Genomic DNA, 23,047 nt, shown 5'->3' on the forward strand with positions numbered 1-23,047 from the left:
GGAAACATTATGGCCTATATTACCCTTAGGGATGTCCAACTTGCGTTTGGTGGACCCGCCCTGCTCGACGGCGCGAATTTTAACTTGGAACGCGGCGAACGAGTGTGTTTGATTGGCCGTAATGGTGAGGGTAAGTCTACCTTACTTAAGCTGATTGAAGGAAGTTTACTGCCTGACAACGGCGAAGTTTCATTACAAAACGGTATTACCATTTCCATGCTGGCGCAAGATGTACCGATGGATTCAGGCAAAGTGGCTGATATCGTGGCAGATGGCGCTGGTGAAGCGTCAGAAGTTCTGCGTGCTTATCATGCTGCTAGTGAAGCCTGTGTACTCGGTGACATGGACGCCTGTGATCGTATGGGCAACCTGCAACACAAAATGGATCAGCTGGATGGCTGGGCGCTGGAAACCAAGGTCAATTCGATTTTAAGCAAAATGGGCCTGGACCCGGATGCAGATCTTGCCGACTTGTCCGGTGGTCGTAAGCGTCGTGTCTTACTGGCGCGTGCCTTGCTTACCCAACCTGATGTACTGTTACTCGACGAGCCGACCAACCATTTAGACGTTGAAAGTATCGAGTGGCTGGAAAAATTCCTGCTCGATCAAAACAATTTGACCCTGCTGTTCATTTCGCATGACCGTGCCTTTGTCGATAGCATCGCCACCCGTATTGTCGAGCTGGATCGTGGTCAGCTGCGCAGTTATGAAGGTAACTATTCACGTTATCTAGACATGAAAGCCCAGCAAATGGAAGCTGAAGAAAAGCAAAATGCGCTCTTCGATAAAAAGCTGGCTGAAGAAGAAGTCTGGATCCGTCAAGGCATTAAAGCCCGTCGTACCCGTAACGAAGGCCGTGTCCGCGCTCTGAAAGCATTGCGTGAAGAATCTAAAGCACGTCGTTCACAGCAAGGTAAAGTGACGATGGCGACTCAGGATGCCAACCGTTCAGGCAAACTGGTGTTTGAAATCGAGAACCTGAGTGTGAAATTCGGTGACAATGCACCGATCATCAATAATTTTTCTGCACTGGTCCTCCGTGGCGACCGTATCGGTCTGGTCGGTGATAACGGTGTCGGTAAAACTACGCTGATTAAAGCCATTCTGGGCGAGCTAGAACATGGCGGTACGGTGAAGACCGGTACGCAGTTAGAAGTGGCCTATTTTGACCAGCTCCGTAATGCACTGGATCTGGAAAAATCTGTTAAAGATAACGTTTCCGAAGGTTCTGACCACGTCGATGTGAATGGCAACCGCCGTCATATCTATAGCTATTTACAAGATTTCCTGTTCTCGCCGGAGCGTGCACGTACCCCAGTCAAAGCTTTGTCGGGTGGTGAACGCAATCGTATCCTGCTAGCGAAACTGTTGCTGAAACCATCGAACCTGATTGTGATGGATGAGCCAACCAACGACCTGGACATGGTGACTTTAGAGTTACTGGAAGAAATGCTGGGCGGCTACAAAGGCACTCTGCTGTTGATCTCGCATGACCGGGCCTTTATGGACAACGTGGTGACATCCACTTGGGTCTTTGATGGTAAGGGCAATATCGACGAATATGTCGGTGGTTATCAGGATTATCTAGAACAGCGTCCGGATCAAACCGTGGTTGATCAAAAAAGTGCTGTGAAAAAAGCCATGGCCAAAGCAGAAGCCGAGACTGCGCCGGTCGCTGCCAAAAAAGTTAAGCTTAGCTACAAGGACCAGCGCGCACTCGACCAACTTCCTGCTGAGATGGAAGCGCTGGAAAAAGAGCAGGCCGAGATCAATGCACAACTGGCTGATGGTTCTTTATTTGTGACTGATTCTGATAAAGCACTGAAACTTTCTAACCGTTTATCTGAAATTGATGAGCTGTTACTGGAAAAATTAGAGCGCTGGGAAGAGCTGGACAATCTAAGTAACGGCTAAATATTCCCCGAGCTTTTACTCAAGCATCTGTATTCGTACAGATGCTTTTTTATTTCAATAATCTTCTCTGTTAGACTGCACTTAATCTTTTGGCCCTATATTGTTTTATGAGTACTCAGCCTGCATATCAACCCGGTAAATTTCAATGGTCATTCCTGTTACCTCAATACTGGGGCAAATGGCTGGGCATTATTTTCCTGATGATTCTGGCGATCTTACCTTGGGCCATTCAGCATCGTCTGGCGTCCCTGCTGGGCCACCTTTCTTTTAAATACTTGAAATCACGCCGTGAAACCACGCTGCGTAATCTGGAAGTCTGCTTTCCCGAATGGTCTGAAAAGCAGGTACAGGACAATGCCCGTCAGGTATTTATCGATCAAATGCTGGGGGTGTTTGAGACGCTGAATGCCTGGTACAGTCCGAAATGGTTTCAGGGCCGCGTCAGTATTGAAGGCTTGGAACATATTCAGAAGGCACAAGCCGCAGGCCAAGGCATGCTGTTATTAGGCACGCATTCAACTTTGCTCGATGCGGGTGGTTATCTTTGCGCACAATATTTTGAACCGGATGTGGTCTATCGTCCGCAGAATAATCCACTTTTGGACATGCTGATTTACCGTTGTCGCGCCACAATTTATGCCAATCAGATTGACCATGATGATATGCGCGGTCTGGTACGTAACCTGAAAAATGGCCATGCGATCTGGTACAGTCCGGATCAGGATTATGGTTTAAAACAAGGCGTGATGGCACCTTTTTTTGGCGTGCCTGCGGCGACTGTAACCGCACATCGCCGTTTACTGAAAATGACCAAAGCGGCTGCAATTCCTTTATATTTCTACCGTCATGGCGATATTAACAATCCGCGCTACCATGTGCTCATTGAACCGGCACTGGAAAACTTCCCTAGTGAGAATGAAGTTGAAGATGCCACTCGCGTGAACCGGGTGATTGAGCAGCAGTTGCGCATCGCACCGACCCAATATATGTGGTTCCACCGCCGTTTTAAGACTCGTCCTGAAGGCTATAAATCAATTTACTAAATCTATTTGATCACGGGATTTGAAGGGCTCTAGCTTAAAATCATTTTAATGATCCGTTCCCTGATAAATCCACATGGCTTCCGTTTTTCCCGCACACGTGAAGCCTAAGGCTTGATAAAAACCTGTCGCCTGCTGATCGGCCACTAAAATCTGCTGATGAAATCCTGAATAATATTGCAGCATGTTTTGCATGATCAGACGACCAATGCCCTGTCGTTGCAACTTGGGATCAACCAAAAAATGCGGGAAATACACCACCAGATAATTATCTGAAATCGCATTTGCCAGTCCAACTAGCCGGCCATTTATCCGTGCAGTGACCAGACGATGCGAGTGTTGTAACGCTTGGAGTAAAAGTTGTGGTTTCTCAGCGGCAGACCATTAGATTCATACGATAGAGCTGAAGTACTTCCGATTGATTGACCGAATCATTACTGACAATGACAATTTCCTTTCTGCACTCTCAAAATATAGCCTTAAATAAATAATTTTAATTATCAACAAATTAGAAAAATAAGCATTGGAAATAATTTAACCCGAGCTCTACATCCTGTAAAACTCGGGTTAATGAGGTTGTGCTTTCACATATTATAATTCGTTCTGCTTTTTTTTGATTTCCCTTTCAGCATCATATCCATGATGTCTTCATTCAGCTTCGTCTTCCTTATGAGAATATCCTTTCTCGACTCCCTGTGCTGATAAACCTAGAATACCCAGATTCCCAACCTCTGCCCATTCGCAAGAAGCGGAAACTGTTGTAAGCAATATCGTACACTTTTCTTCTAAAAAGCTAAGAGATTTTGCCCCCTTCTTTATATGTCAGAGCAACTTCATCAGTGACTATTTTTTCCTCTTTCTCTGCTTTCTGAATACCTTCTTCAATAGCTTTTTGTGCTTCCTGCTCATCTTCATCAGTTTGTTCTAATTCTTCCTGAATATGCTCGAATATCCGACCGGTTTGCAAAACCAGAAAGACCGGAAAATGGTCAGAACCCACATGCGGTAAACGCTCCATGTGTACCAAGGCAAAATCGGTACTGTGAAAGACGTGATCAAGCGACCAGCGAAAAAAAGGATAATCTGCGTGAAAAGTATTCACATAATGACGCCCTACCCGCGGATCCAGCAGCCCACTAATGCGTTGAAACAGGCGTGTGGTACGTGACCAGGCCACGTCATTCAGATCACCCATCACGATGCAGCTTTCATCCAGATCTTTAATCTGATCACCAACAATCAGCAGTTCAGCATCACGTAAGGTGGAATCTTTGGCCTCGGTCGGGCTGGGCGGTTTGGGATGCAGACAGTAGAGCTGTACCGGTTGTCCTGAGCGTAAGATCACCGTGGTATGAATTGAGGGAATTTCATCACTCAGAATAAATTTAACCTCGGTTTCACTGAGTTCAAGCTTGCTATAAAGATGCATGCCATACAGATTATCCAAAGGCACAGGCACGCGATAAGGATAATCAGCTTCAATCACCGAGAGTGCATTTTGCCAGTTTTGATCGGTTTCCAGAGTCAAAACCAGATCTGGCTGATGAATCTGGATCTGCTCGATCAGTAAATGATATTTGGTATTGGTAGTAAGTACATTGGAAACGACCAGGGAAATCTGACGTTGCGGATCCAGCTGATCATGCTTGACCTGCTTGACCTGTTTTTTCCAGATAAAGGTATAGGGCAATACCATTTTCAACTGATAGGCCAAAGCTGCCATCAGACCGATAAAAAGCAGCTGATTCAACCAGTTCCAGGGATGATCAACCAGGAGAAAAAGAATAAAGGCGATAAAGCCCAATACCAGAATTTGTAATCGTGGAAAATCCGCACCCCGAATCCACCATTCATCGCGTGGTATCAGTGACCAGAAACTTAACCAAATGACAATGATTGCCAGAATTTGGATAACCCATATCATAAACTGCGCTCTTAATTAAGTTATTATTTTTTCTAAAAGAAAAATGACGTTATCAATTTTGTATGTATCATAAAGCAGATATTTCTCTCAAGAATATTGATGTTTTGATTGTGTAGCTCTTGCAGTTGGGTCCCTTTTTGGTACACTCGAATCCCTTTTGATTTTTTAACGCACCGAGGCAAAGTGACATGAAAGTAGGTCTGGTCGGTTGGCGCGGGATGGTCGGTTCCGTCCTTATGCAACGTATGGTTGAAGAGAATGATTTTGCTCATTTTGAGCCATTCTATTTCTCTACCAGTAATGCAGGCGGTGAAGCGCCGGCATTTGGCGGTAAGACCGCCCCAGCACTTATGGATGCATCAGACATTAACAGTCTGAAGCAAATGGATGTCATTATTACCTGTCAAGGTGGCGACTATACCTCTGAAGTTTTCCCGAAATTGAAAGCTGAAGGCTGGAACGGTTACTGGATTGATGCAGCATCAACCTTACGTATGGATGATGAAGCCATCATCGTACTTGATCCGGTCAACATGCATGTGATCAAAGATGGTTTGGTTAAAGGCACCAAGACTTTTGTCGGTGGTAACTGTACAGTTTCCTTGATGCTGATGGGCTTGGGCGGTCTGTTCCAGAACAATCTGGTGGAATGGGCAACGTCAATGACCTATCAGGCCGCTTCAGGTGCAGGCGCGCAAAACATGCGTGAACTGATCAATGGTATGGGTTATTTATATAACAATACCAAAGAGTTGCTAGATGATCCGCGTTCTCCAATTCTGGATATCGACTCTAGAATTGCTGAATTACAACGTGGTGAAGGCTTCCCGTCTGCAAACTTTGGCGTTCCTTTGGCTGGTTCACTCATTCCTTATATCGACAAGCAACTGGAAAGCGGCCAGTCGAAAGAAGAATGGAAAGGTCAGGTTGAAACCAACAAGATTCTGGGCAACCAGCAGATCGTGCCAATTGATGGTCACTGCGTGCGTATTGGTGCCATGCGTTGTCACTCTCAGGCATTAACCCTGAAATTGAAAAAAGATGTACCTTTGGATGAAATCGAAGACATCATTGCACGTGCCAATGACTGGTCTAAAGTGGTTCCAAATACTCGTGAAGCATCCATGACTGATCTGACGCCTGTTGCTGTAACAGGTACTTTAAGCGTTCCAGTCGGCCGTCTGCGCAAGCTGAATATGGGTAAAGAATATCTGGGTGCGTTCACTGTAGGTGACCAGTTGCTTTGGGGTGCCGCTGAGCCGTTACGCCGTATGCTACGTATTTTGATTGATTATAAAAATGCCTAATATCCTGTGGATATAAAGCCAAAAGCCGATCTTTATTGATCGGCTTTTTTATGTAACTATTGCGTAAGTATTTTACAAAAAACAAACATCCCGTTAATCTATAATTTTCGCTATGCGATAATGACTGAGCTCACGATTAAGATGACTGTATATAACAAATTAAAGCTTGCCATTTTAGCCATTGTCGCTTCACAAAACATTTATGCGATTAATGTAGATCCGGTTCAGATTCAGTCTGCCCCTGGGGAGTTACTTTACGCAGAAATGACTTTTCGGCAGTCTGATATCAATTTGCCGATTGAAGTCAGTCTGGCTTCACCTGAAGATTTAATCTCGATGGGTGCATCGCATCAGCCACCCGGTCATTTGAACTTTTTTACTCGGCGCAGCAATAATGGCACTGGGGTTATTACCATTACCTCTTCTCGACCCATGACAGAGCGCGAGCTGAATATTATTGTCAAAATCAAGGAAGGCAGTGCTGCACGTCTGCAACATATCCGTACGCCCTTACAAGCTAAAACCGATTTATTAAAAGCCAGCCTCAAACAGAATGAACGCCCGCTTGCACCAGTTGTCGTCGTCAGTGAAAAAGATATTGCACTCAACTTACCCGTAAGTAGCCATTACAGTACAGCAGCTTCCACAGCCTTAAATAATCCACCGGTTTTAGAAAAGCCGTTGGCTTTGCAACGCACAGCACCACCTGCATTATCGAACACTTCCATTCCTAAAACTGCATTTGCACCAGCTGTAATGACATCAAGTCCAGCGATTCAGGCTCAAGCGATTGCGCCTGTATTGAAAAGCGAGGCTGTAACTCCACCCGATACTCAAGCCCCAGTTAAAACTGCAGCGGCGCTTTCAGATTCAGTAAGGACCTCACAAGCAACTCTTGCATCGCCGGCTCCTGCAGCAGCCTCGACTACAAACAAACCAACCAGTACGATACCAGCAAATCAAAGTGCATCAGCACCAAATAAAGCAAATATGCAGAAAGCTGTAGAGTCCCATTCTGATCATCAAACTGCTTCCAGTGATCCATTGGTGAAAAAATTTGCTGAGGAACAAGCCAGAAAATCAACTGGATCAACTAATCCGGTGAAAACTCCAGCTCCAGTTACTACAAAAGCTTCACCAGTCAAAGCAACTCCGAATCAGACTCAACCTACTTATGTAGTTCAATCCAATGAGTCACTGTGGGGAATTGCCTCACGAATTGCTCAACAGCAGCAGCGCCCGGTCAATGAAGTCATGCAACAAATTAAAAAAGACAATGAGCATGCTTTTATTGGAGGAAATGCCAATCGTCTACGTAAAGGTGCTGCATTGAACTTAAATACGACTCATCCTACACCTGCGCCTATTAAAGTCACTGCGGCAAAGCAAACCGAGCTACCGTCTAAGCCTACTGGCAAGACTAAATACCGCCTGAATCAGGCAGAAATGAGCCTAGTGGCTGAGAACCAGCGCGATTCCGGGCAAGTTTCTGCAAACCAGAACACAGAACGCAATCAAACATCAAAGGAATTGTCATTAAAAGTTATGACAGCCCGAGAAAAAACCGTTAAATTACAGAGAAACGTAACTGAATTAGAATTGGCACTCAATCAGAAGGATCACAGAATTCAGTTATTAAATGCGCGTCTGGCCCAGCTACAACAACAGCTCAAAGCCCAACAAGCAGATAAGAAGCCAATTAATTAAAAAGTTACACATGACGATTTATTGGGATAGGCGAACTTAAACTACTCTATCCCCAAGGGGTAAAACATGCTGATTTATGTGATTCCATTAGTGATATTGATCATCGTATTAATTGTCTTTAAAAAACGACAAGATGCTCAAGAATCAGATAAAGCAAAAACTAAAACGGTAAAAGCGAAAAAACCTGGCTCTGCTTCAAAAGCTGCTCCACAAAGAACCAAAGTAGTGGAGCCAGTCGGGGTCACAAAAAAATCAGCAACACCATTATCGGCAGAAACACGCAAGAAAATTGAAGGCCTAATTCAGGAACGTAATTTTTTTGCCGCCGAAGCGCAGATTAATCAGGCGCTGAATCGTGACAATTCCCAACACGAACTTTATCTGTTGCTGTTAGATATTCATATCTTGCAGAAAGATGATTTTGCGATTACGCAACTCATTAATCATATTCGTGCACTCAACATTGACGATGTACTCAGCCCAGCTGAAGAAAAGAGAACGGCTTACGAAAAAACAAAAGCTACAGAATCGACTCAGACTGCTACACCTGCCACGCCCGTATCCAATAACACCGCCTTTGATGCCTTAAATCAAGCTACGCTGCCTGCGGATACTAAAACGGAATTGGCATTCGAGCAATTACAACAGGAAATCGCTCCAGCGAAAGAAGAACCATCACCTCTTGAGTTTAACTTTACGCCTAGTTCTGCACCTGCTGCACCAGTCACAACGAAGACTGAGCCTGTCGAGAATAAGAGTTTAGATTTTAATACCGCACCTAGTATTCCTCAGGCTGAACCGACTGAAACACCAGCTAAAAACAGTAATGAAATTCAATTTGACTTCGATTCTTTTAAAGTAGAGACCACTACAACTGAAGTTTCACCCTCTGCAGCTCGTGACACTCTAGAGCCAAATTTTGAAAAGAAAATAAGCGGCAATGAAATTGCTGACTTTGATCTCAAGTTAGAAAGTAACCATCCACAAACAGCTGCTGCCACTGAAGAAATCAAACCTCTAGATTTTTCTTTCTCGCTTGACACGCCAGTACCAGCAGCTGAGAAAACTGCAGTGCCAGCGACTGAGTTTGACCTGTCTAGCTTGACAGCTGCAGCACCTGTGGCAGAACCAGCGTCACAAACCAATCTATCAGGCATGGATTTCAAATTAGATCATTTAGAAACCACGCCAGAAGCGCCTGCTGCGACAGCGATGAGTTTCGATCTTCCTGCTACACCAGCTCAGGCAACGATAGATCAGCATGATCCGCTGGTGCAATCTTTCCCGGAATTACTGGATGTTAATGAAGCAGGTCTCGACCTGGATCTTGCGCAGCAATATATTCAACTCGGTGCCTATGCCGCTGCCCGTGAAGTCATTGCGGAGCGAGAAGCTGAATATACTCCTGAGCAACAACAACGCGCCGAGCAATTACTGAATCAAATCGCATCTTGATGCATTTCGATTTACACTAAAGCAGTCAATAATTGGCTGCTTTTTTTATGATAAAAAATATTGCATTAATTTATATGGGCGGCACATTCGGCTGCGTGGGGGATCCTCTCGCACCGATGCCTGCTGATTTATTTATTCCAAAGCTCGAACAGATACTTGCAGAGCAGTATTTTGTAGAATGCCACCATGCACCCGCCATTAAGGACAGTAGTGCCTGCACAGCAACCGACTGGTTGCAACTGGTACAGTTTATTCAGCAATTGCAATCGCGGCAAATCCAGCATTTTGTGATTATTCACGGTACAGATACGCTGAGTTATGCCAGTGCAGTACTGGCACATTTTATTGGAAACTCGGCGCATGTGGTGCTGACCGGTAGCCAATATCCGTTGCTGAATGCTCAAGGCAATGAACAGCGTGAATTTAGTGATGCCCTGGATAACCTGAAATTTGCACTAGATTCCATCAGCGAATGTAGCGCTGGAGTCTATCTGGCATTCCATCATCAGCTGCTACATGCGCAAACTGCACTGAAACAGCATACTACCGAGTTAAATGCCTTTGCAGGTCTTGAAGCCAATATCGCAATCCAAACCAGTCAAGCGTGTTATCAGATCGAAGCTAAAGATATTGTGAAAGCGGCTAAATTCAACTGTATGAGCATCATGATGCAGCCGGTTGATCTGACCCAGCAGCTGAATAACCTGAACAACCTCTTGGCTCGACCACCGCATTTTTTATTTCTGCAAGGTTTTGGCACTGGCAACCTGGCGGTCAATGACGCCATGATTGCGCTCATTGATCAACTCTATGAGCAGGGCTGTATTTGCGTCTTAACCACCCAAGTGCCTTTTGGTGCGACGGATCAGCGCTATGCCATTGCCGAATGGGTGAATCACTGCAAAATTTTGCTGAATGAAAGTTATGGACATGCGGATCTGTATGCAAAAGCCCTGAAAATGTATTTACAATACGACACTGTAGAGCAATGGCATCGTCATTGGTACGATCAATAAGGTTTTGAGGTCATTATGCAGCGTTTTGCGGTGGGAATTGAGTTTTGTGGGATGCATTATCGGGGATGGCAGACTCAACAGCCGGGAGTTGCAAGCGTACAGGAAACCATTGAAAAGGTCCTGAGCAAAGTTGCCGATCAACCGATTAGCCTGCATGGTGCCGGCCGCACGGATGCCGGGGTACATGCGACCAATATGGTGGCGCATTTTGATACGGATGCCGTGCGTTCTGAACGTGGCTGGCTAATGGGCTGCAATAGCCAACTCCCTAAAGACATCTCGATTCAGTGGATCAAAGAAATGGATCACAGCTTCCATGCCCGTTTTAAGGCACAGGCGCGCCGCTACCGATATGTGGTCTATAACCACCCTGTGCGCCCGGCATTGCTGCATAAACAGGTCACCCATGTCTATGCACCGCTTGATGTTGAACAGATGATATACGCCGCGAAAAAGTTTGAAGGCACGCATAACTTTGAAAGCTTCCGCGCCGCAGCCTGTCAGTCCAATCAGCCCGTTCGTCATGTCAGCCATTGCCGCTTGATTCAGCATGGTCAGTATCTGGTACTGGATATTCAGGCCGATGGCTTTCTGCACCATATGGTGCGCAATATCATGGGATGTTTATTGGAAATTGGTCAGGGCATGTATGCTGCCGATCATATTGATAATATTTTCGCGGCAGAAGACCGTAAAGCTGCTGGTGTGACTGCGCCAGCAGATGGTTTGTATTTTATTCATGCTGATTATCCGGCGCAGTTTGAATTACCTGAATTACCCTTAGGTCCGCACTGGCTGAATATGCCGGAATAGTTTTTAAATTTTTTAGAATATTTACCTCCCCTAACCCCTCCTAAAAGGAGGGGAATTCCCACTGCTGTCCCATAGTTTGATTTAAATAAAAAACCTGAGTCCAAACAGTTAAAATATGAGTGCAAACAAACACTTTAACGACCAGGATTCAGGTTTTGTCACATCAGAATACCGTATTTCATCAGCTAATTAAACCCGTCGTGCGACAGGATTTTGAACAACTTGCTAAAGTACACCATGTTGGACAGAAATTTAGAGCGGCTTCAAGATGGGATCAGTTTATTGCCATCTTGATGTCTCAACTTTCCTGCAGGCAAAGTCTGAGAGATATTCAATCCAATCTGGAGTGCCAACAGGACAAACTGAGTCATTTCGGAGCAAAGTCTATTCCCCGAAGTACACTGGCACGAATCAATGAGCAGCAGCCTGCTGCCTTGTATCAACAGCTCTTTTACAAGTTGCTTAAATACTATGAACACTCAAAAGTAGCCCATAAATTTCGCTTTAAGAATCCATTATATTCCCTGGATGCCAGTCATATTGACCTGTCGCTTTCCTTATGTGAATGGGCCAAAGTTCACGACTCAAAAGCCAGCATGAAACTCAGCATAGGATTGAATCACAGCAATGATATTCCTGAGTTTATTGCAGTTGAAAATGGTAAAGAAAATGACATGTTACAAGGCCGAAAATTCCAGTTTCCCGCTGGCAGCATTGTGGTCTTTGATAAAGGCTATGTCGATTATCAATGGTATGCGAATCTAAGCGCTCAAAACGTTAGCTTTGTGACACGTTTTAGACCTAAATCGGTGTATCAGGTGATCCAGCAACATCCAGTGCTTGAATCCAAAGGCATTCTAAAAGATGAAACCATTCAGCTAAATAGCGCACATGCCCTAAAAAGAAAAGCCCCCGTATTAAGAAGAATTGAATATAGAGATCAGCAAAGTGGCAAGCACTTTAGCTTTCTCAGCAATAACTTTCATCTAGCTGCCTCTACCATTGCAGCGATTTACAAAGACCGCTGGAAAGTTGAATTGTTCTTTAAAGCGATTAAACAGAACCTGAAATTAAAAGCCTTTTTAGGCCGAAGCAAGAACGCCATTCAGACGCAAATCTGGATTGCGATGATCGCCTATTTACTGGTAAGTTTCGCTCAACATTTAGGGAAAAAAGGCTGGACAGTTCAGCGCTTACTCAGAATAATTCAAGTGAATTTATTTGAAATAAAAACCTTAAAAGCGTTATTTTCACCCGATAAAGTCCCCATCAAACAAGAGGAAGCTTAAATGAGCTTCCTCTTGTAAAAATTGTGGGACAGCAGTGGGGGAATTCCTCCCTTTTTTAAAGAGAGGTTAGGAGGGATTTTTAACGCTGCTTCCGCTTCCGATATTCCACTGGCGTTTCATTGGTCCAGCGTTTAAAGGCACGATAGAAGGTACTTGGCTCGGAAAAACCGGTCAGATAGACAATCCGCTCGACGCTCTCATTGGTACTCGCCAGCAAACGCTTGGCCAGACGACAGCGATAATCCGAGAGAATCTGCTGAAAGCTGGTATGTGCCTCACTCAGTTGTGTTCTCAAACGGCGTGGCGTGATGTTCAGCTGGGCTGCCACAGTTTCTAGCGTGGTTTCGCCACTCTCCAAAGTAGAGCCGATTGCACGACGTACTTCACCGACCAGATCATATCTTGCCAGTTCCTGTAGCTTTTCAATCGCCAGTTGCTCATGCAGCTGCAACAGCTCAGGTTCAGCCTGCCACAGCGGATATTCCAGGATAGTCGGATCGAAATACAAACGGGTTTCTTTCTGACCTAGACTGACCGGACACTCATAAACCCGGAAGTATTCATCATCAGGTGCCCCTTTATAAAAATTAAAATCGATATAAATCGGCTCAAAATGCCCTTCGGTAATAAATTTAAAGAAACGCAGTACACCTGACATAGCACATTCAGTAAAATGACGATTGACCAGACTCTCAGCAAAAGGCTGTTCACCATTGGTTAAATAGCAGCGATCATCTTCAATCACTAATTTGGCAGCAAAGGCATCACTGATCAGTCGCTGATAAGCCAAAGCACGTTTCAGTCCCTCACCAAAATTTTCAGATGAAACAAACAGGTGTTCAATGACCTGACCACGATAAAGTGGCAGGTGCTCACCCAGATGCAATCCAATATCCGGATCCTTGCTGACTTCCTCTGCCGCCACCCAAAAGGCATACTGGGCACTCAGCGGCGTACGGTCATTGGCCTCTACCTGATTTAAAGCCACTCCTGCTTTGGTCAAAAGTTCTTCTGTCGGCAACCCCGCACGACGAATCGCCTGATAGCCTAAACGCAATACGACTGATGCATCCGTTAGCTGACTCACTCAAAAGCCTTCCTTGTATGTACTTCATTTATACTTAAAAAGATTAATTTTAGATTAACTGTGATTGACCAAACTGACAACAGAAACAGGTGTCTTTTTAGTTAAAAAAATTATCGTGACAGTTCGCCTATTTTACTGGCAGATGATCAGTCTAACGCCCGTTTCGTCTTGTATTTTGCAAAAAAATTGACTATAATTTGCGCCTTTCCAATTTATTCATTCAGGTAGGCTATGGCCAATAAAGAGGAACTCATCGAGTTCGAAGGCGTTGTCACCGAGACGCTTCCTAATACTATGTTCCGTGTACGTTTAGAGAACGGTCACGAAGTGATTGCCCACATCTCTGGTAAAATGCGTAAACACTATATCCGTATTTTAACTGGCGACAGTGTGAAGGTTGAAATGACACCTTATGATTTGACTAAAGGTCGTATCACATATCGTGCACGCTAAGTTTTAGCGTAAGCAAAAGCCACTTTTAGTGGCTTTTTTATTACTTGAATTATTTATCAATCAATAAAATAATTTGACACAGCCTTATAAATTCACGACTATTCATTGAATTAAAAATAACATGTATAAAAACAATGAATATGAAATGCTTATCCCTACTTTCCAGCTTGTTTCTCGTTGCATGCGCTACCGGCGGCAATCAGCATCTGCATCAGTCTCTACAACCTTATGTAGGTCAAACTGCCGCACAGGTTCGTAGCCAGCTTGATCTTCGTGCCATTGGATTCAAGACCTCCCAGCAACCGATTCAAACCACAGAATTTCTCAGCTACACTATTTTTCGGGATATGAATATTCCAATGGGAACGCCGAATATTAGTCAGAGCATTCCGATCGGCGCACCAATGCCGATGCCCTCAAATGGTGGTTATAACATTGAGATGAAATGCCAAATCTGGTTTGACTTGAAAGATGAAATTGTTCAGGCGATTCGCTTTACCGGTAGAGCTTGCTGAGCTGTACTCATCGAGTTCAAAGCCTGTATCGGATTAAATCAGGGATCAACCTCACCACGCTAAACTTCTACCGTGTATCAAATCACAACAGTATTTTTGCATGGAATGCGCTTACACTCATTTTATTTGGTGTGAGGACAGCTCATGAAGTTCACACTGATTTTAGTATGCTGTACAGCATTCAGTTTGCTTAATGCATGCAGCACCACCTCATCAACAACTGCGCAGCGTGATGCCTATTTACAACAGTTCATTGGGCAGAGCAGCCAACTGATCGATCAAACTCTGGATCTAAAACGTTTAGGTTACCAGCAGATCAGTGAGCCTGAACGCAGCGCAAAACAATTAAGCTATGTGGTACAACGCCCCATTACCATTCCTTTGCCTGTAGCGCAGTTTCCTGCCACAGGGACAGGCACTGTACCGATTCCAGTGTCAGTAAGCCCTGCCGGCGGCTATGACGTCAAATTGCAATGTAAAATCACCTTCTTACTCAAAGATAATATTGCCACCGCGGTACGCACCACAGGCCGAACCTGTTAAGGGGTTTAAGCTTTGAAATTTCTATTATAAAAAAACGCAGCTCAAGGCTGCGTTTTTTTGAATCAAAACAGGCTTAGTTCAATGCAGCAACGACTGCTTGACCCATTTCAACCGTACCGACTTTTTGCATGCCTTCAGACATGATATCTGCCGTACGCAAGCCTTGATCCAAGACCTGACCTACTGCATCTTCAATCGCTTTAGCAGCCGCTTCTTCACGGAAGGTATAACGCAACATCATCGCCACCGAAAGAATCGTCGCTAATGGATTTGCCAGGTTTTGACCGGCGATATCTGGTGCAGAACCATGACAAGGCTCATACATGCCCTTGCCATTTTCATCCAGAGATGCCGATGGCAACATGCCGATTGAACCGGTCAACATCGCAGCTTCATCAGACAGGATATCACCGAACAGATTCGAGGTGACAATCACGTCAAACTGCTTTGGCGCACGCACCAGCTGCATCGCAGCATTGTCGACATACATGTGCGATAAATTAATTTCATGATATTCGGCATCTTTCAGCGCAGTCACTGTCTGTTTCCACAGCTCAGTTACTTCAAGCACGTTAGCTTTATCCACTGAACACACTTTACCACCGCGCAAGTTGGCCATTTCAAAAGCGACTTTGGCGATACGCTTGATTTCAGACTCTGAATAAACGTCGGTGTTGTAGCCTTGCTTCTCACCATTTTCCAGTTCACGGATACCACGTGGCTGACCGAAGTAAATACCACCCGTTAATTCACGCACAATCAGAATATCCAGACCCGCCACGATTTCAGGTTTTAAGCTTGAAGCATCAGCCAGTTGCGGATAAAGAATCGCTGGGCGCAAGTTAGCAAACAGGTTCAGTTCGCTACGCAATTTCAATAAACCACGTTCTGGACGGATTGAACGCTCAATCGTATCCCATTTTGGACCACCCACGGCACCGAGTAGAATCGCATCGGCTTTTTTGGCCTGTTCAGAAGTCACTTCAGGATACGGTGAACCATGAGCATCAATGGCTGCACCACCGAGTAAGCCCTGTTCCCATGTCAAATCAAGATTAAATTTTTCATTTACGCGTGTGAGTACTTGCTCTGCGGCTTTTACAATTTCAGGGCCGATGCCGTCACCAGCTAAAATCAAAATTTGTTTAGACATGAGATTTTCCGTTTAAAACGTCAGATTCAGACCTGACAGAGGTTAAATTTTCTTTTCTACAAACTCTGCAATCCCGGTGACTGCATTATAGGGTTTGCAAAAACGACGAATGGTTTTTTGCTCTTGTACCAGATCTACGCAAAGCGGATCCGGCGCCGAAGAATTTAATAAACTGCTGCTACGCGCACTACGGTCACGAAACATTTTTAAGCTATAGCGGTTATTGGCCTGAAAACGATGGAATACATGTAAAGTTTCCGCTTTATCCTTACTGATCGGATAAAAACGCACGACCAGTTCATGCTGTCCTGCCGGCACAGATAAATAAATCGAATTGGCCTGATTTAAATTTTTGGCCTGCAAGCGCACCAGTTTCTGCTTCAGCGCCTCATCACTGATGCGGCCATTGTCGGCGTTGACAATAATGGTCTGATTGAAGCGTTCGAACTGACAATCTGGCGTCCCTGTACAGTAGATCAGGGCATTGCTTTTGCTCTCAGTATTTTCTTTGGCATGTTTGAGTTTCATCGTGTCGATGCTTTGACATGCAGTCAACAGCACCGATACTGAACTTAAAGCAAGCCACTGTTTCCAATAATTCGCCATAATGTCTGTCTTACCCAATCAAAAAACTCAATAATCTTCCGATATTAGCAAGGGCATCGCAGTCATGCCATGACAATTTTTACTGATTTATCCATGAATTTCGGCAAATACCCAAGGACGCGATTGTTTGGTTTTTTCTTCATAGGCACGAATATCATCCGCCACCTGCAAAGTTAAGCCAATATCATCCAGACCATTTAACAGGCAATGCTTGCGAAATGGATCGACTTCGAACTTAAAGCTTTCACCTGTAGGGGTGCGAACTTCTTGTGCCTGCAAGTCAATGGTCAGTTGATAGCCTTCATCTGCCGCACATTCCTTAAATAACTGCTCAACAATATCTTCAGCCAAAATCACGGGCAACATACCGTTTTTAAAACAGTTATTAAAGAAAATATCGGCAAAGCTTGGCGCAATAACAGTACGGAAACCGTATTCACTCAAAGCCCACGGCGCATGTTCACGGCTAGAACCACATCCAAAGTTGGCACGTGAAATTAAAATAGACGCACCCTGATAACGTGGCTGGTTCAAGACAAAGTCCGGATTGATCGGACGAACTGAATTGTCCTGACCTGGATAACCTTCATCCAAGTAACGCAATTCATCAAACAAATTGTCACCAAAACCGGTACGTTTGATCGATTTCAAAAACTGTTTTGGAATAATTAAATCGGTATCGACATTGGCACGGTCTAAAGGTGCAACGATACCTTGTTCAACGGTATAAGCTTTCATATTTATTTCCCAATGAATCCGTAACCTCTCCCTAGCCCTCACTTGCGCTTCGTTTTAAAGCAGTGCTTAAAACTCACTCAGGAGAGGGAACCCCTTCTCTTGCGCCATTTGGCTCATGGAGAAGGTCAGGATGAGGGCTTAAACTAGAATGAACGAACATCAACAAAGTGACCGGCTATCGCAGCAGCGGCTGCCATGGCTGGACTTACCAGATGAGTACGACCGCCATTGCCCTGACGACCTTCAAAGTTACGGTTCGAAGTCGAGGCACAATGCTCGCCCGGCTGCAACTTGTCGGCATTCATCGCCAGACACATTGAACAACCTGGTTCACGCCATTCAAAGCCCGCTTCGACAAATACCTTGTCCAAGCCTTCCGCTTCTGCCTGAGCTTTGACCAGACCAGAACCCGGAACCACCATCGCCTGTTTGATTGAAGATGCGACCTTACGACCTTTGATCACTTCGGCTGCAGCACGGATATCTTCAATACGCGAATTGGTGCACGAACCGATAAAGACACGATCCAGTTGAATCTCAGCCAAGGCCTGACCGGCATTTAAGCCCATATATTGATAAGCACGGTTCCAGTCATTGCGTTGTACATCGTCTTTGGCTTGTTCTAAAGTTGGTACTGCTTGAGACACTGGAATGACCATCTCAGGAGAAGTTCCCCAAGACACTTGCGGCTCAATTTCTTCACCTTGCAACACGACCACCGTATCAAAATATGCACATTCATCCGAATGCAATGTATTCCAGTACGCTACCGCCTGATCCCACTGTTCCGCAGTCGGCGCATAAGGACGGCCTTTAACATACTCGATAGTTTTGTCATCGACAGCGACCATACCCACGCGTGCACCGGCTTCGATCGCCATGTTACATACAGTCATACGGCCTTCAATCGACATGTCACGGAAGACCTGACCACCAAACTCAATCGCGTGACCGGTACCGCCTGCGGTACCAATCTTGCCAATAATGGCCAAGACCACATCTTTCGGTGTTACGCCCTGGCCTAATTTGCCATCAACGCGTACCAACATGTTTTTCATCTTCTTTTGAACCAGGCATTGGGTTGCCAATACATGTTCAACTTCTGATGTACCAATACCGTGCGCCAAGCAGCCAAAAGCACCGTGTGTTGCTGTATGCGAATCCCCACATACCACAGTCATGCCCGGCAAGGTCAAGCCTTGCTCCGGCCCGACCACATGCGCGATGCCCTGACGGATATCATTAATATCAAATTCAACAATATTAAAGGTCTTGCAGTTATCATCCAAAGTTTGTACCTGGATGCGCGAGGTTTCATCTTCAATTCCGGCAACGCCCTGCTCACGCTCTTTCTTTGAGGTTGGTACGTTATGATCTGGTGTGGCAATATTTGCACTTAAACGCCATGGCTTACGCCCGGCCAATTGCAAACCTTCAAAGGCCTGTGGAGAAGTCACTTCATGTAATAAGTGACGGTCGATGTACAGTAAGGCAGAACCATCATCACGTTGCGTTACTAAATGGTCGTCCCACAATTTATCATATAATGTTTTTGCTGTTTGGGTTGCGCCTGCCATGTCGATGTACTCCACTGGACTGGGTAAATTCTTTCTCTGATTTTGATTATATCGCTGCAATCACATAAATCTAATTTATCATTTTTATCAGTTAAGAAACTTTTTGGAATCTTTCAAAAGCTGAATCAAATCATGCTTGAGCACTATTTTTATAAATCTAATTTTCCGATTAATTTATAGAAAATATTCGCTTTTACAAATTAAATGAGAATTATTATTATTTCCTCATCGACAGAGATGATGATTTTGAGGAACTTCGACATGGCACATATTCAACGCTTTGTAGACAACAACCAGCGCATGTTCAAAAAGACCTTCAGCTACTACATTATGCACATTACTGTGGCGATGATTGTGGGCTACTTGGTGACTGGCAGTTTAACCATGGCCATTGCCTTAAGTTTATTAGAACCAACAGTACAGGCAGTGGCTTTCTTCTTTCATGAAAAAATCTGGGAGGGTAATAACCAACAGCAGAATGAGGACATTACCGTCTAAGCTCTTCGGTCGAGGTTCCTGATGAAAGACTGCCTTTATAGGTGGTCTTTTTTAGTTTTTAAAATGCCAAGGCTTTGAAAATGTATAGTAATTCAGCACTGCAACATAGATGAGCTAATTTTGCTTTGATTTATTCTTAAAATATAACAATAATAGATTTACACATAAAAATTCTTTATAGGTGATTAAGATGAATCTCGCAGCCTTTGAAGCCTTCGTGAAAGTCATGGAAACCGGTTCGATTTCTCTGGCCGCAGATCAGCTCTTCATTACCCAGCCTGCTGTCACCAAACGTATTCACAGTCTGGAAGAATACTTTGGGGTCAAGCTGTTTGAATCTGCCGGACGTGGCGTACAGGCCACCCACGCGGCGCACTCTCTGTTACCTAAAGTGAAAAACTGGCTGAATGAACTCGGTGATATTCATTATACCTTGAGTCATGAACAGGGTCAGGTACAGGGCAAACTAAAAATTGGTACCAGCCATCATATCGGCCTGCATCATCTGCCGAGTCATTTGCGCCGTTATGTCCAGGAATATCCGGACGTGACTCTGGATGTGCATTTTGTAGATTCCGAACAGGCGCATGAACAGGTAATTGCCGGCGATCTGGAACTGGCATTTTTAACCTTGCCGCCCCGTGGTGATGCGCGTCTAAATTACGTGACCATCTGGAATGATCCTCTGGTCTTTGTGGTGGCACCGTTTCATCCGCTGGCACAGCAAAAAAATCTGTGTCTGGAAGATTTGCTCGACTACCCGAGCCTGTTGCCATCATCACAGACCTATACCTCGCAGATCACCTTGGCCGAGTTTGAAAAACAGGGTATTAAACCGAAAGTCAGCATGAGCAACAATCCGCTGGAATCGATCCGGATGCTGGTATCGATTGGCTTAGGCTGGTCGGTACTGCCAAAAACTTTGGTCAATCATGACCTGCACCAACTGGATATTAATCTGGAAATGAACCGTCGCTTGGGTATGGTTTGGCATCCGGGTCGTACCCAGTCCAAAGCGGCACAAGCTTTGGTTCAGCTCATGCAAGGCGCCTCCCTGTCTATTTAAGCTGTTCCTGAACATGCTGCATCCAAAACGATGCAGCATTTTGTTACCGAAATACACCCCATCTGGCGATATCTTTCGAGTATTTTTAAGACAATTCCATTCTTTTGCATGCAGAGGAATGCTTAAACTATTCGATGGAGCCTGACGGATGCAGCTCGATTCTCCCCTAAAATCCCACTCTCAAGATAAAACCAATACAAGCAGCCTGTGGCTTTCGGCCAAACCTATGCTGCTTCCCACGCCGGCACTTGATTTTTCCGATGAACAGACCGCCCGACACGGTCTGCGTGAATATTTCTTAAATACTTTTGACACCTATGAGCAACTGTTTGAATGTCTCAAGCATGAAGATGCTTTTTTTATTAAACCGATTACTTTACGTCATCCGCTAATTTTTTATTTTGCCCATACCGCCACTTTTTTTGTCAATAAACTGCTGCTCAGCAAGCTAATTAGCGAACGCGTAAATCCGCATTTTGAAAGTATCTTCGCGATCGGTGTAGACGAGATGAGCTGGGATGACCTGGATGAAGTGCACTATGACTGGCCCAGTGTGCAGGAAGTCCGTGATTATCGGCATCAGGTACGTGCCCTGATCTTGAGCATTCTAGAACATGCTCCGCTGACTCTACCCTTAAACTGGCAAAATCCTTGGTGGACGATCATCATGGGCATCGAACATGAACGGATTCATCTGGAAACTTCTTCCGTGCTGATTCGCCAGCATGCTTTGGAACATGTACGCCAGCATCCGCAGTGGCGCGCCAATATCATTACCGGCATGGCTCCGGATAATCACTTGCTAGAGGTACCTGACGGCAAGGTGCTTTTGCAGAAATATTTTAACGATCCATTTTATGGCTGGGACAATGAATACGGCCAGCATGAAGCGCAGGTAGCGGCTTTTGCAGCTTCCAAATATCTGGTATCGAATCAGGAATTTCTGGCCTTTGTCGAAGCACAAGGTTATCAGACCGAACAATACTGGAGTGAAGAAGGTCTAGGCTGGCTGCAATTTTCACAAGCTGCTCATCCCTGTTTCTGGCGCAAAACTGAATTAGGCTGGTCATTGCGACTGATGCTGGAAGAAGTGCCGATGTCTTGGGACTGGCCGGTAGAAGTGAATTATCATGAAGCCAAGGCCTTTTGTCAGTGGAAATCGCAACAGCTGGAAAAAACCATTCGCTTGCCGACTGAAGATGAATGGTATCGCCTGTATGCGGTTTCCGATCTGGATTCAGATTTACCGAGTCCTGAACAGGCCAATATTGAATTGAAATACGGTACCAGTTCCTGTCCGGTCGATCATTTCAAGCAGGGCGATTTTTACGATATTCAGGGCAATGTCTGGCAATGGACTGAAACTCCGATCTATCCATTTCAGGGTTTTCAGGTGCATCCGTTTTATGATGATTTCAGCACACCGACCTTTGACGGCCGCCATAACCTGATGAAAGGTGGCTCCTGGATTTCGGCGGGCAATGAAGCTTTATATAGTTCCCGCTATGCCTTCAGACGGCATTTCTTCCAGCACGCTGGTTTTCGCTACGTCGCTTCTGATCAAGCATTGCAACATTTCCCTTCGAACTATGAAAGCGACCAGCTGGTCTCCCAATATCTGGAATTCCAGTACGGCCCCGAATATTTTGGTATCGCTAATTTTGCCAAAACACTGGTCGATCTGGCACAACCCTATTTTCAGCAAGTGCCATGTCATCGTGCCTTAGATATTGGCTGTGCTACCGGCCGCGCCAGCTTTGAACTGGCACACTATTTTGATCAGGTGACCGGTCTGGACTTCTCAGCACGTTTTATCCAGCAGGCAGTCTATTTGGCTCAAGGCAATAGGGTACGTTATCAGCTGCCGCTAGAAGGTGAATTAAGCGAAGAAAAAAGCTGTTCACTTGAAGATGTCGCTTTGGAACAGTTTGCGTCAAAAACGGAATTTTTTCAGGCCGATGCCTGCAACCTGAAAGCACATTTTAGCGACTATGATTTTATTCTGGCAGCGAACCTGATTGACCGGCTGCATCATCCGAAAGACTTTTTATTGCAGATTCATAAACGTATCAATATAGGTGGAATTTTAATGCTGAGTTCGCCCTATACCTGGCTGGAAGAACATACGGCGCGTAGCGAATGGCTGGGCGGTTTTCAGCAGGATGGGGAAAAGATCACGACTTTGGCTGGTATTTCCAACATTTTAACCCAGCACTTTGAATTGGTGGACGAACCCCAAGATGTGCCTTTTGTGATTCGAGAAACGGCCAGAAAGTATCAACATACCCTGTCACAAGTCACGATCTGGAAACGGATTCGCTAAAGGTAAGGTCATAGTCTAAAAAA

At 45.0% G+C, this 23,047-nt stretch carries 21 protein-coding genes; 14 read left to right on the top strand and 7 right to left on the bottom strand.

All coding sequences use genetic code 11. The features are described 5' to 3' along the window. The first annotated feature begins 9 nt into the window (after positions 1 to 9). Together ACNPNW_RS07210 and ACNPNW_RS07215 are read left to right on the top strand one after the other, a co-directional pair. Positions 10 to 1,914, top strand: coding sequence for an ATP-binding cassette domain-containing protein (locus ACNPNW_RS07210; protein WP_044111853.1), 1,905 nt, complete (start codon positions 10 to 12; stop codon positions 1,912 to 1,914). 107 nt (positions 1,915 to 2,021) lie between these two features. Continuing rightward, entirely contained in the window at positions 2,022 to 2,957 is a 936-nt protein-coding gene (locus tag ACNPNW_RS07215; RefSeq protein ID WP_044111852.1) for an LpxL/LpxP family acyltransferase, read from the top strand. 45 nt (positions 2,958 to 3,002) lie between these two features. Here the strand turns inward: ACNPNW_RS07215 and ACNPNW_RS07220 are convergent, their stop codons facing one another. Continuing rightward, positions 3,003 to 3,281: a GNAT family N-acetyltransferase gene (locus ACNPNW_RS07220; RefSeq protein ID WP_396469423.1), complete on the bottom strand. Its 279-nt coding sequence runs from the start codon at positions 3,279 to 3,281 to the stop codon at positions 3,003 to 3,005. A gap of 466 nt (positions 3,282 to 3,747) precedes the next feature. Beyond that, on the bottom strand, positions 3,748 to 4,878 hold the full coding sequence (locus ACNPNW_RS07225; RefSeq protein WP_396469409.1) for an endonuclease/exonuclease/phosphatase family protein: 1,131 nt from the start codon (positions 4,876 to 4,878) through the stop codon (positions 3,748 to 3,750). Between the two features lie 188 nt (positions 4,879 to 5,066). Between ACNPNW_RS07225 and asd the strand changes: the two genes are divergently transcribed. The 6 genes from asd to ACNPNW_RS07255 all read left to right on the top strand — a co-directional run bounded on the left by asd (position 5,067) and on the right by ACNPNW_RS07255 (position 12,465). Next, complete coding sequence (gene asd, locus ACNPNW_RS07230; RefSeq protein WP_004647391.1) at positions 5,067 to 6,185, top strand: aspartate-semialdehyde dehydrogenase; 1,119 nt, start codon at positions 5,067 to 5,069, stop codon at positions 6,183 to 6,185. 120 nt (positions 6,186 to 6,305) lie between these two features. Next, a complete protein-coding gene (locus ACNPNW_RS07235; protein ID WP_448766810.1) occupies positions 6,306 to 7,892 on the top strand; it encodes a FimV/HubP-related protein in 1,587 nt (528 codons plus the stop codon). A 66-nt stretch (positions 7,893 to 7,958) separates the two neighbouring features. Continuing rightward, positions 7,959 to 9,347 (top strand): T4P machinery localization factor FimV, encoded by a 1,389-nt coding sequence (gene fimV / locus ACNPNW_RS07240; RefSeq protein ID WP_396469411.1) that lies wholly within the window; start codon positions 7,959 to 7,961, stop codon positions 9,345 to 9,347. A 47-nt stretch (positions 9,348 to 9,394) separates the two neighbouring features. Then, positions 9,395 to 10,363 carry an asparaginase domain-containing protein gene (locus ACNPNW_RS07245; RefSeq protein ID WP_004647388.1) on the top strand — a complete coding sequence of 323 codons (969 nt, stop codon included), beginning with the start codon at positions 9,395 to 9,397 and terminating at the stop codon, positions 10,361 to 10,363. 15 nt (positions 10,364 to 10,378) lie between these two features. Further along, positions 10,379 to 11,176: a tRNA pseudouridine(38-40) synthase TruA gene (truA, locus tag ACNPNW_RS07250; protein WP_004278489.1), complete on the top strand. Its 798-nt coding sequence runs from the start codon at positions 10,379 to 10,381 to the stop codon at positions 11,174 to 11,176. Positions 11,177 to 11,331: 155 nt separating this feature from the next. Further along, positions 11,332 to 12,465 carry an IS4 family transposase gene (locus ACNPNW_RS07255; RefSeq protein ID WP_004647387.1) on the top strand — a complete coding sequence of 378 codons (1,134 nt, stop codon included), beginning with the start codon at positions 11,332 to 11,334 and terminating at the stop codon, positions 12,463 to 12,465. Between the two features lie 79 nt (positions 12,466 to 12,544). Here the strand turns inward: ACNPNW_RS07255 and ACNPNW_RS07260 are convergent, their stop codons facing one another. Then, entirely contained in the window at positions 12,545 to 13,552 is a 1,008-nt protein-coding gene (locus ACNPNW_RS07260) for an AraC family transcriptional regulator (RefSeq protein WP_004278490.1), read from the bottom strand. Between the two features lie 231 nt (positions 13,553 to 13,783). Between ACNPNW_RS07260 and infA the strand changes: the two genes are divergently transcribed. From infA to ACNPNW_RS07275, 3 genes are all read left to right on the top strand, one after another. Continuing rightward, positions 13,784 to 14,005, top strand: a complete 222-nt coding sequence (infA, locus tag ACNPNW_RS07265) for a translation initiation factor IF-1 (protein ID WP_001284370.1) — start codon at positions 13,784 to 13,786, stop codon at positions 14,003 to 14,005. Between the two features lie 134 nt (positions 14,006 to 14,139). Then, a complete protein-coding gene (locus ACNPNW_RS07270) occupies positions 14,140 to 14,520 on the top strand; it encodes a hypothetical protein (RefSeq protein ID WP_004278491.1) in 381 nt (126 codons plus the stop codon). Between the two features lie 144 nt (positions 14,521 to 14,664). Continuing rightward, complete coding sequence (locus ACNPNW_RS07275) at positions 14,665 to 15,063, top strand: hypothetical protein (protein ID WP_004278492.1); 399 nt, start codon at positions 14,665 to 14,667, stop codon at positions 15,061 to 15,063. A gap of 73 nt (positions 15,064 to 15,136) precedes the next feature. Here the strand turns inward: ACNPNW_RS07275 and leuB are convergent, their stop codons facing one another. The 4 genes from leuB to leuC all read right to left on the bottom strand — a co-directional run bounded on the left by leuB (position 15,137) and on the right by leuC (position 19,137). Beyond that, positions 15,137 to 16,216, bottom strand: a complete 1,080-nt coding sequence (gene leuB, locus ACNPNW_RS07280) for a 3-isopropylmalate dehydrogenase (protein ID WP_448766811.1) — start codon at positions 16,214 to 16,216, stop codon at positions 15,137 to 15,139. A 42-nt stretch (positions 16,217 to 16,258) separates the two neighbouring features. Then, the gene (locus ACNPNW_RS07285) at positions 16,259 to 16,822 is read right to left on the bottom strand and encodes a hypothetical protein (protein ID WP_004647383.1); all 564 of its coding nucleotides are present in this window, start codon (positions 16,820 to 16,822) and stop codon (positions 16,259 to 16,261) included. Positions 16,823 to 16,909: 87 nt separating this feature from the next. Then, positions 16,910 to 17,560, bottom strand: a complete 651-nt coding sequence (gene leuD / locus ACNPNW_RS07290) for a 3-isopropylmalate dehydratase small subunit (protein ID WP_138742831.1) — start codon at positions 17,558 to 17,560, stop codon at positions 16,910 to 16,912. A gap of 143 nt (positions 17,561 to 17,703) precedes the next feature. Next, positions 17,704 to 19,137 carry a 3-isopropylmalate dehydratase large subunit gene (gene leuC, locus ACNPNW_RS07295; protein WP_005245907.1) on the bottom strand — a complete coding sequence of 478 codons (1,434 nt, stop codon included), beginning with the start codon at positions 19,135 to 19,137 and terminating at the stop codon, positions 17,704 to 17,706. Positions 19,138 to 19,398: 261 nt separating this feature from the next. On the opposite strand from leuC, the gene ACNPNW_RS07300 reads away from it, so the two are divergent. From ACNPNW_RS07300 to ovoA, 3 genes are all read left to right on the top strand, one after another. Beyond that, positions 19,399 to 19,635: a DUF2061 domain-containing protein gene (locus ACNPNW_RS07300; RefSeq protein ID WP_004278497.1), complete on the top strand. Its 237-nt coding sequence runs from the start codon at positions 19,399 to 19,401 to the stop codon at positions 19,633 to 19,635. Between the two features lie 190 nt (positions 19,636 to 19,825). Then, positions 19,826 to 20,701 (top strand): LysR family transcriptional regulator, encoded by an 876-nt coding sequence (locus ACNPNW_RS07305; RefSeq protein ID WP_004278498.1) that lies wholly within the window; start codon positions 19,826 to 19,828, stop codon positions 20,699 to 20,701. A gap of 148 nt (positions 20,702 to 20,849) precedes the next feature. After that, on the top strand, positions 20,850 to 23,024 hold the full coding sequence (gene ovoA / locus ACNPNW_RS07310; RefSeq protein WP_420937801.1) for a 5-histidylcysteine sulfoxide synthase: 2,175 nt from the start codon (positions 20,850 to 20,852) through the stop codon (positions 23,022 to 23,024). Positions 23,025 to 23,047: the final 23 nt, after the last annotated feature.

It is taken from the genome of Acinetobacter endophylla (genome assembly GCF_053543775.1).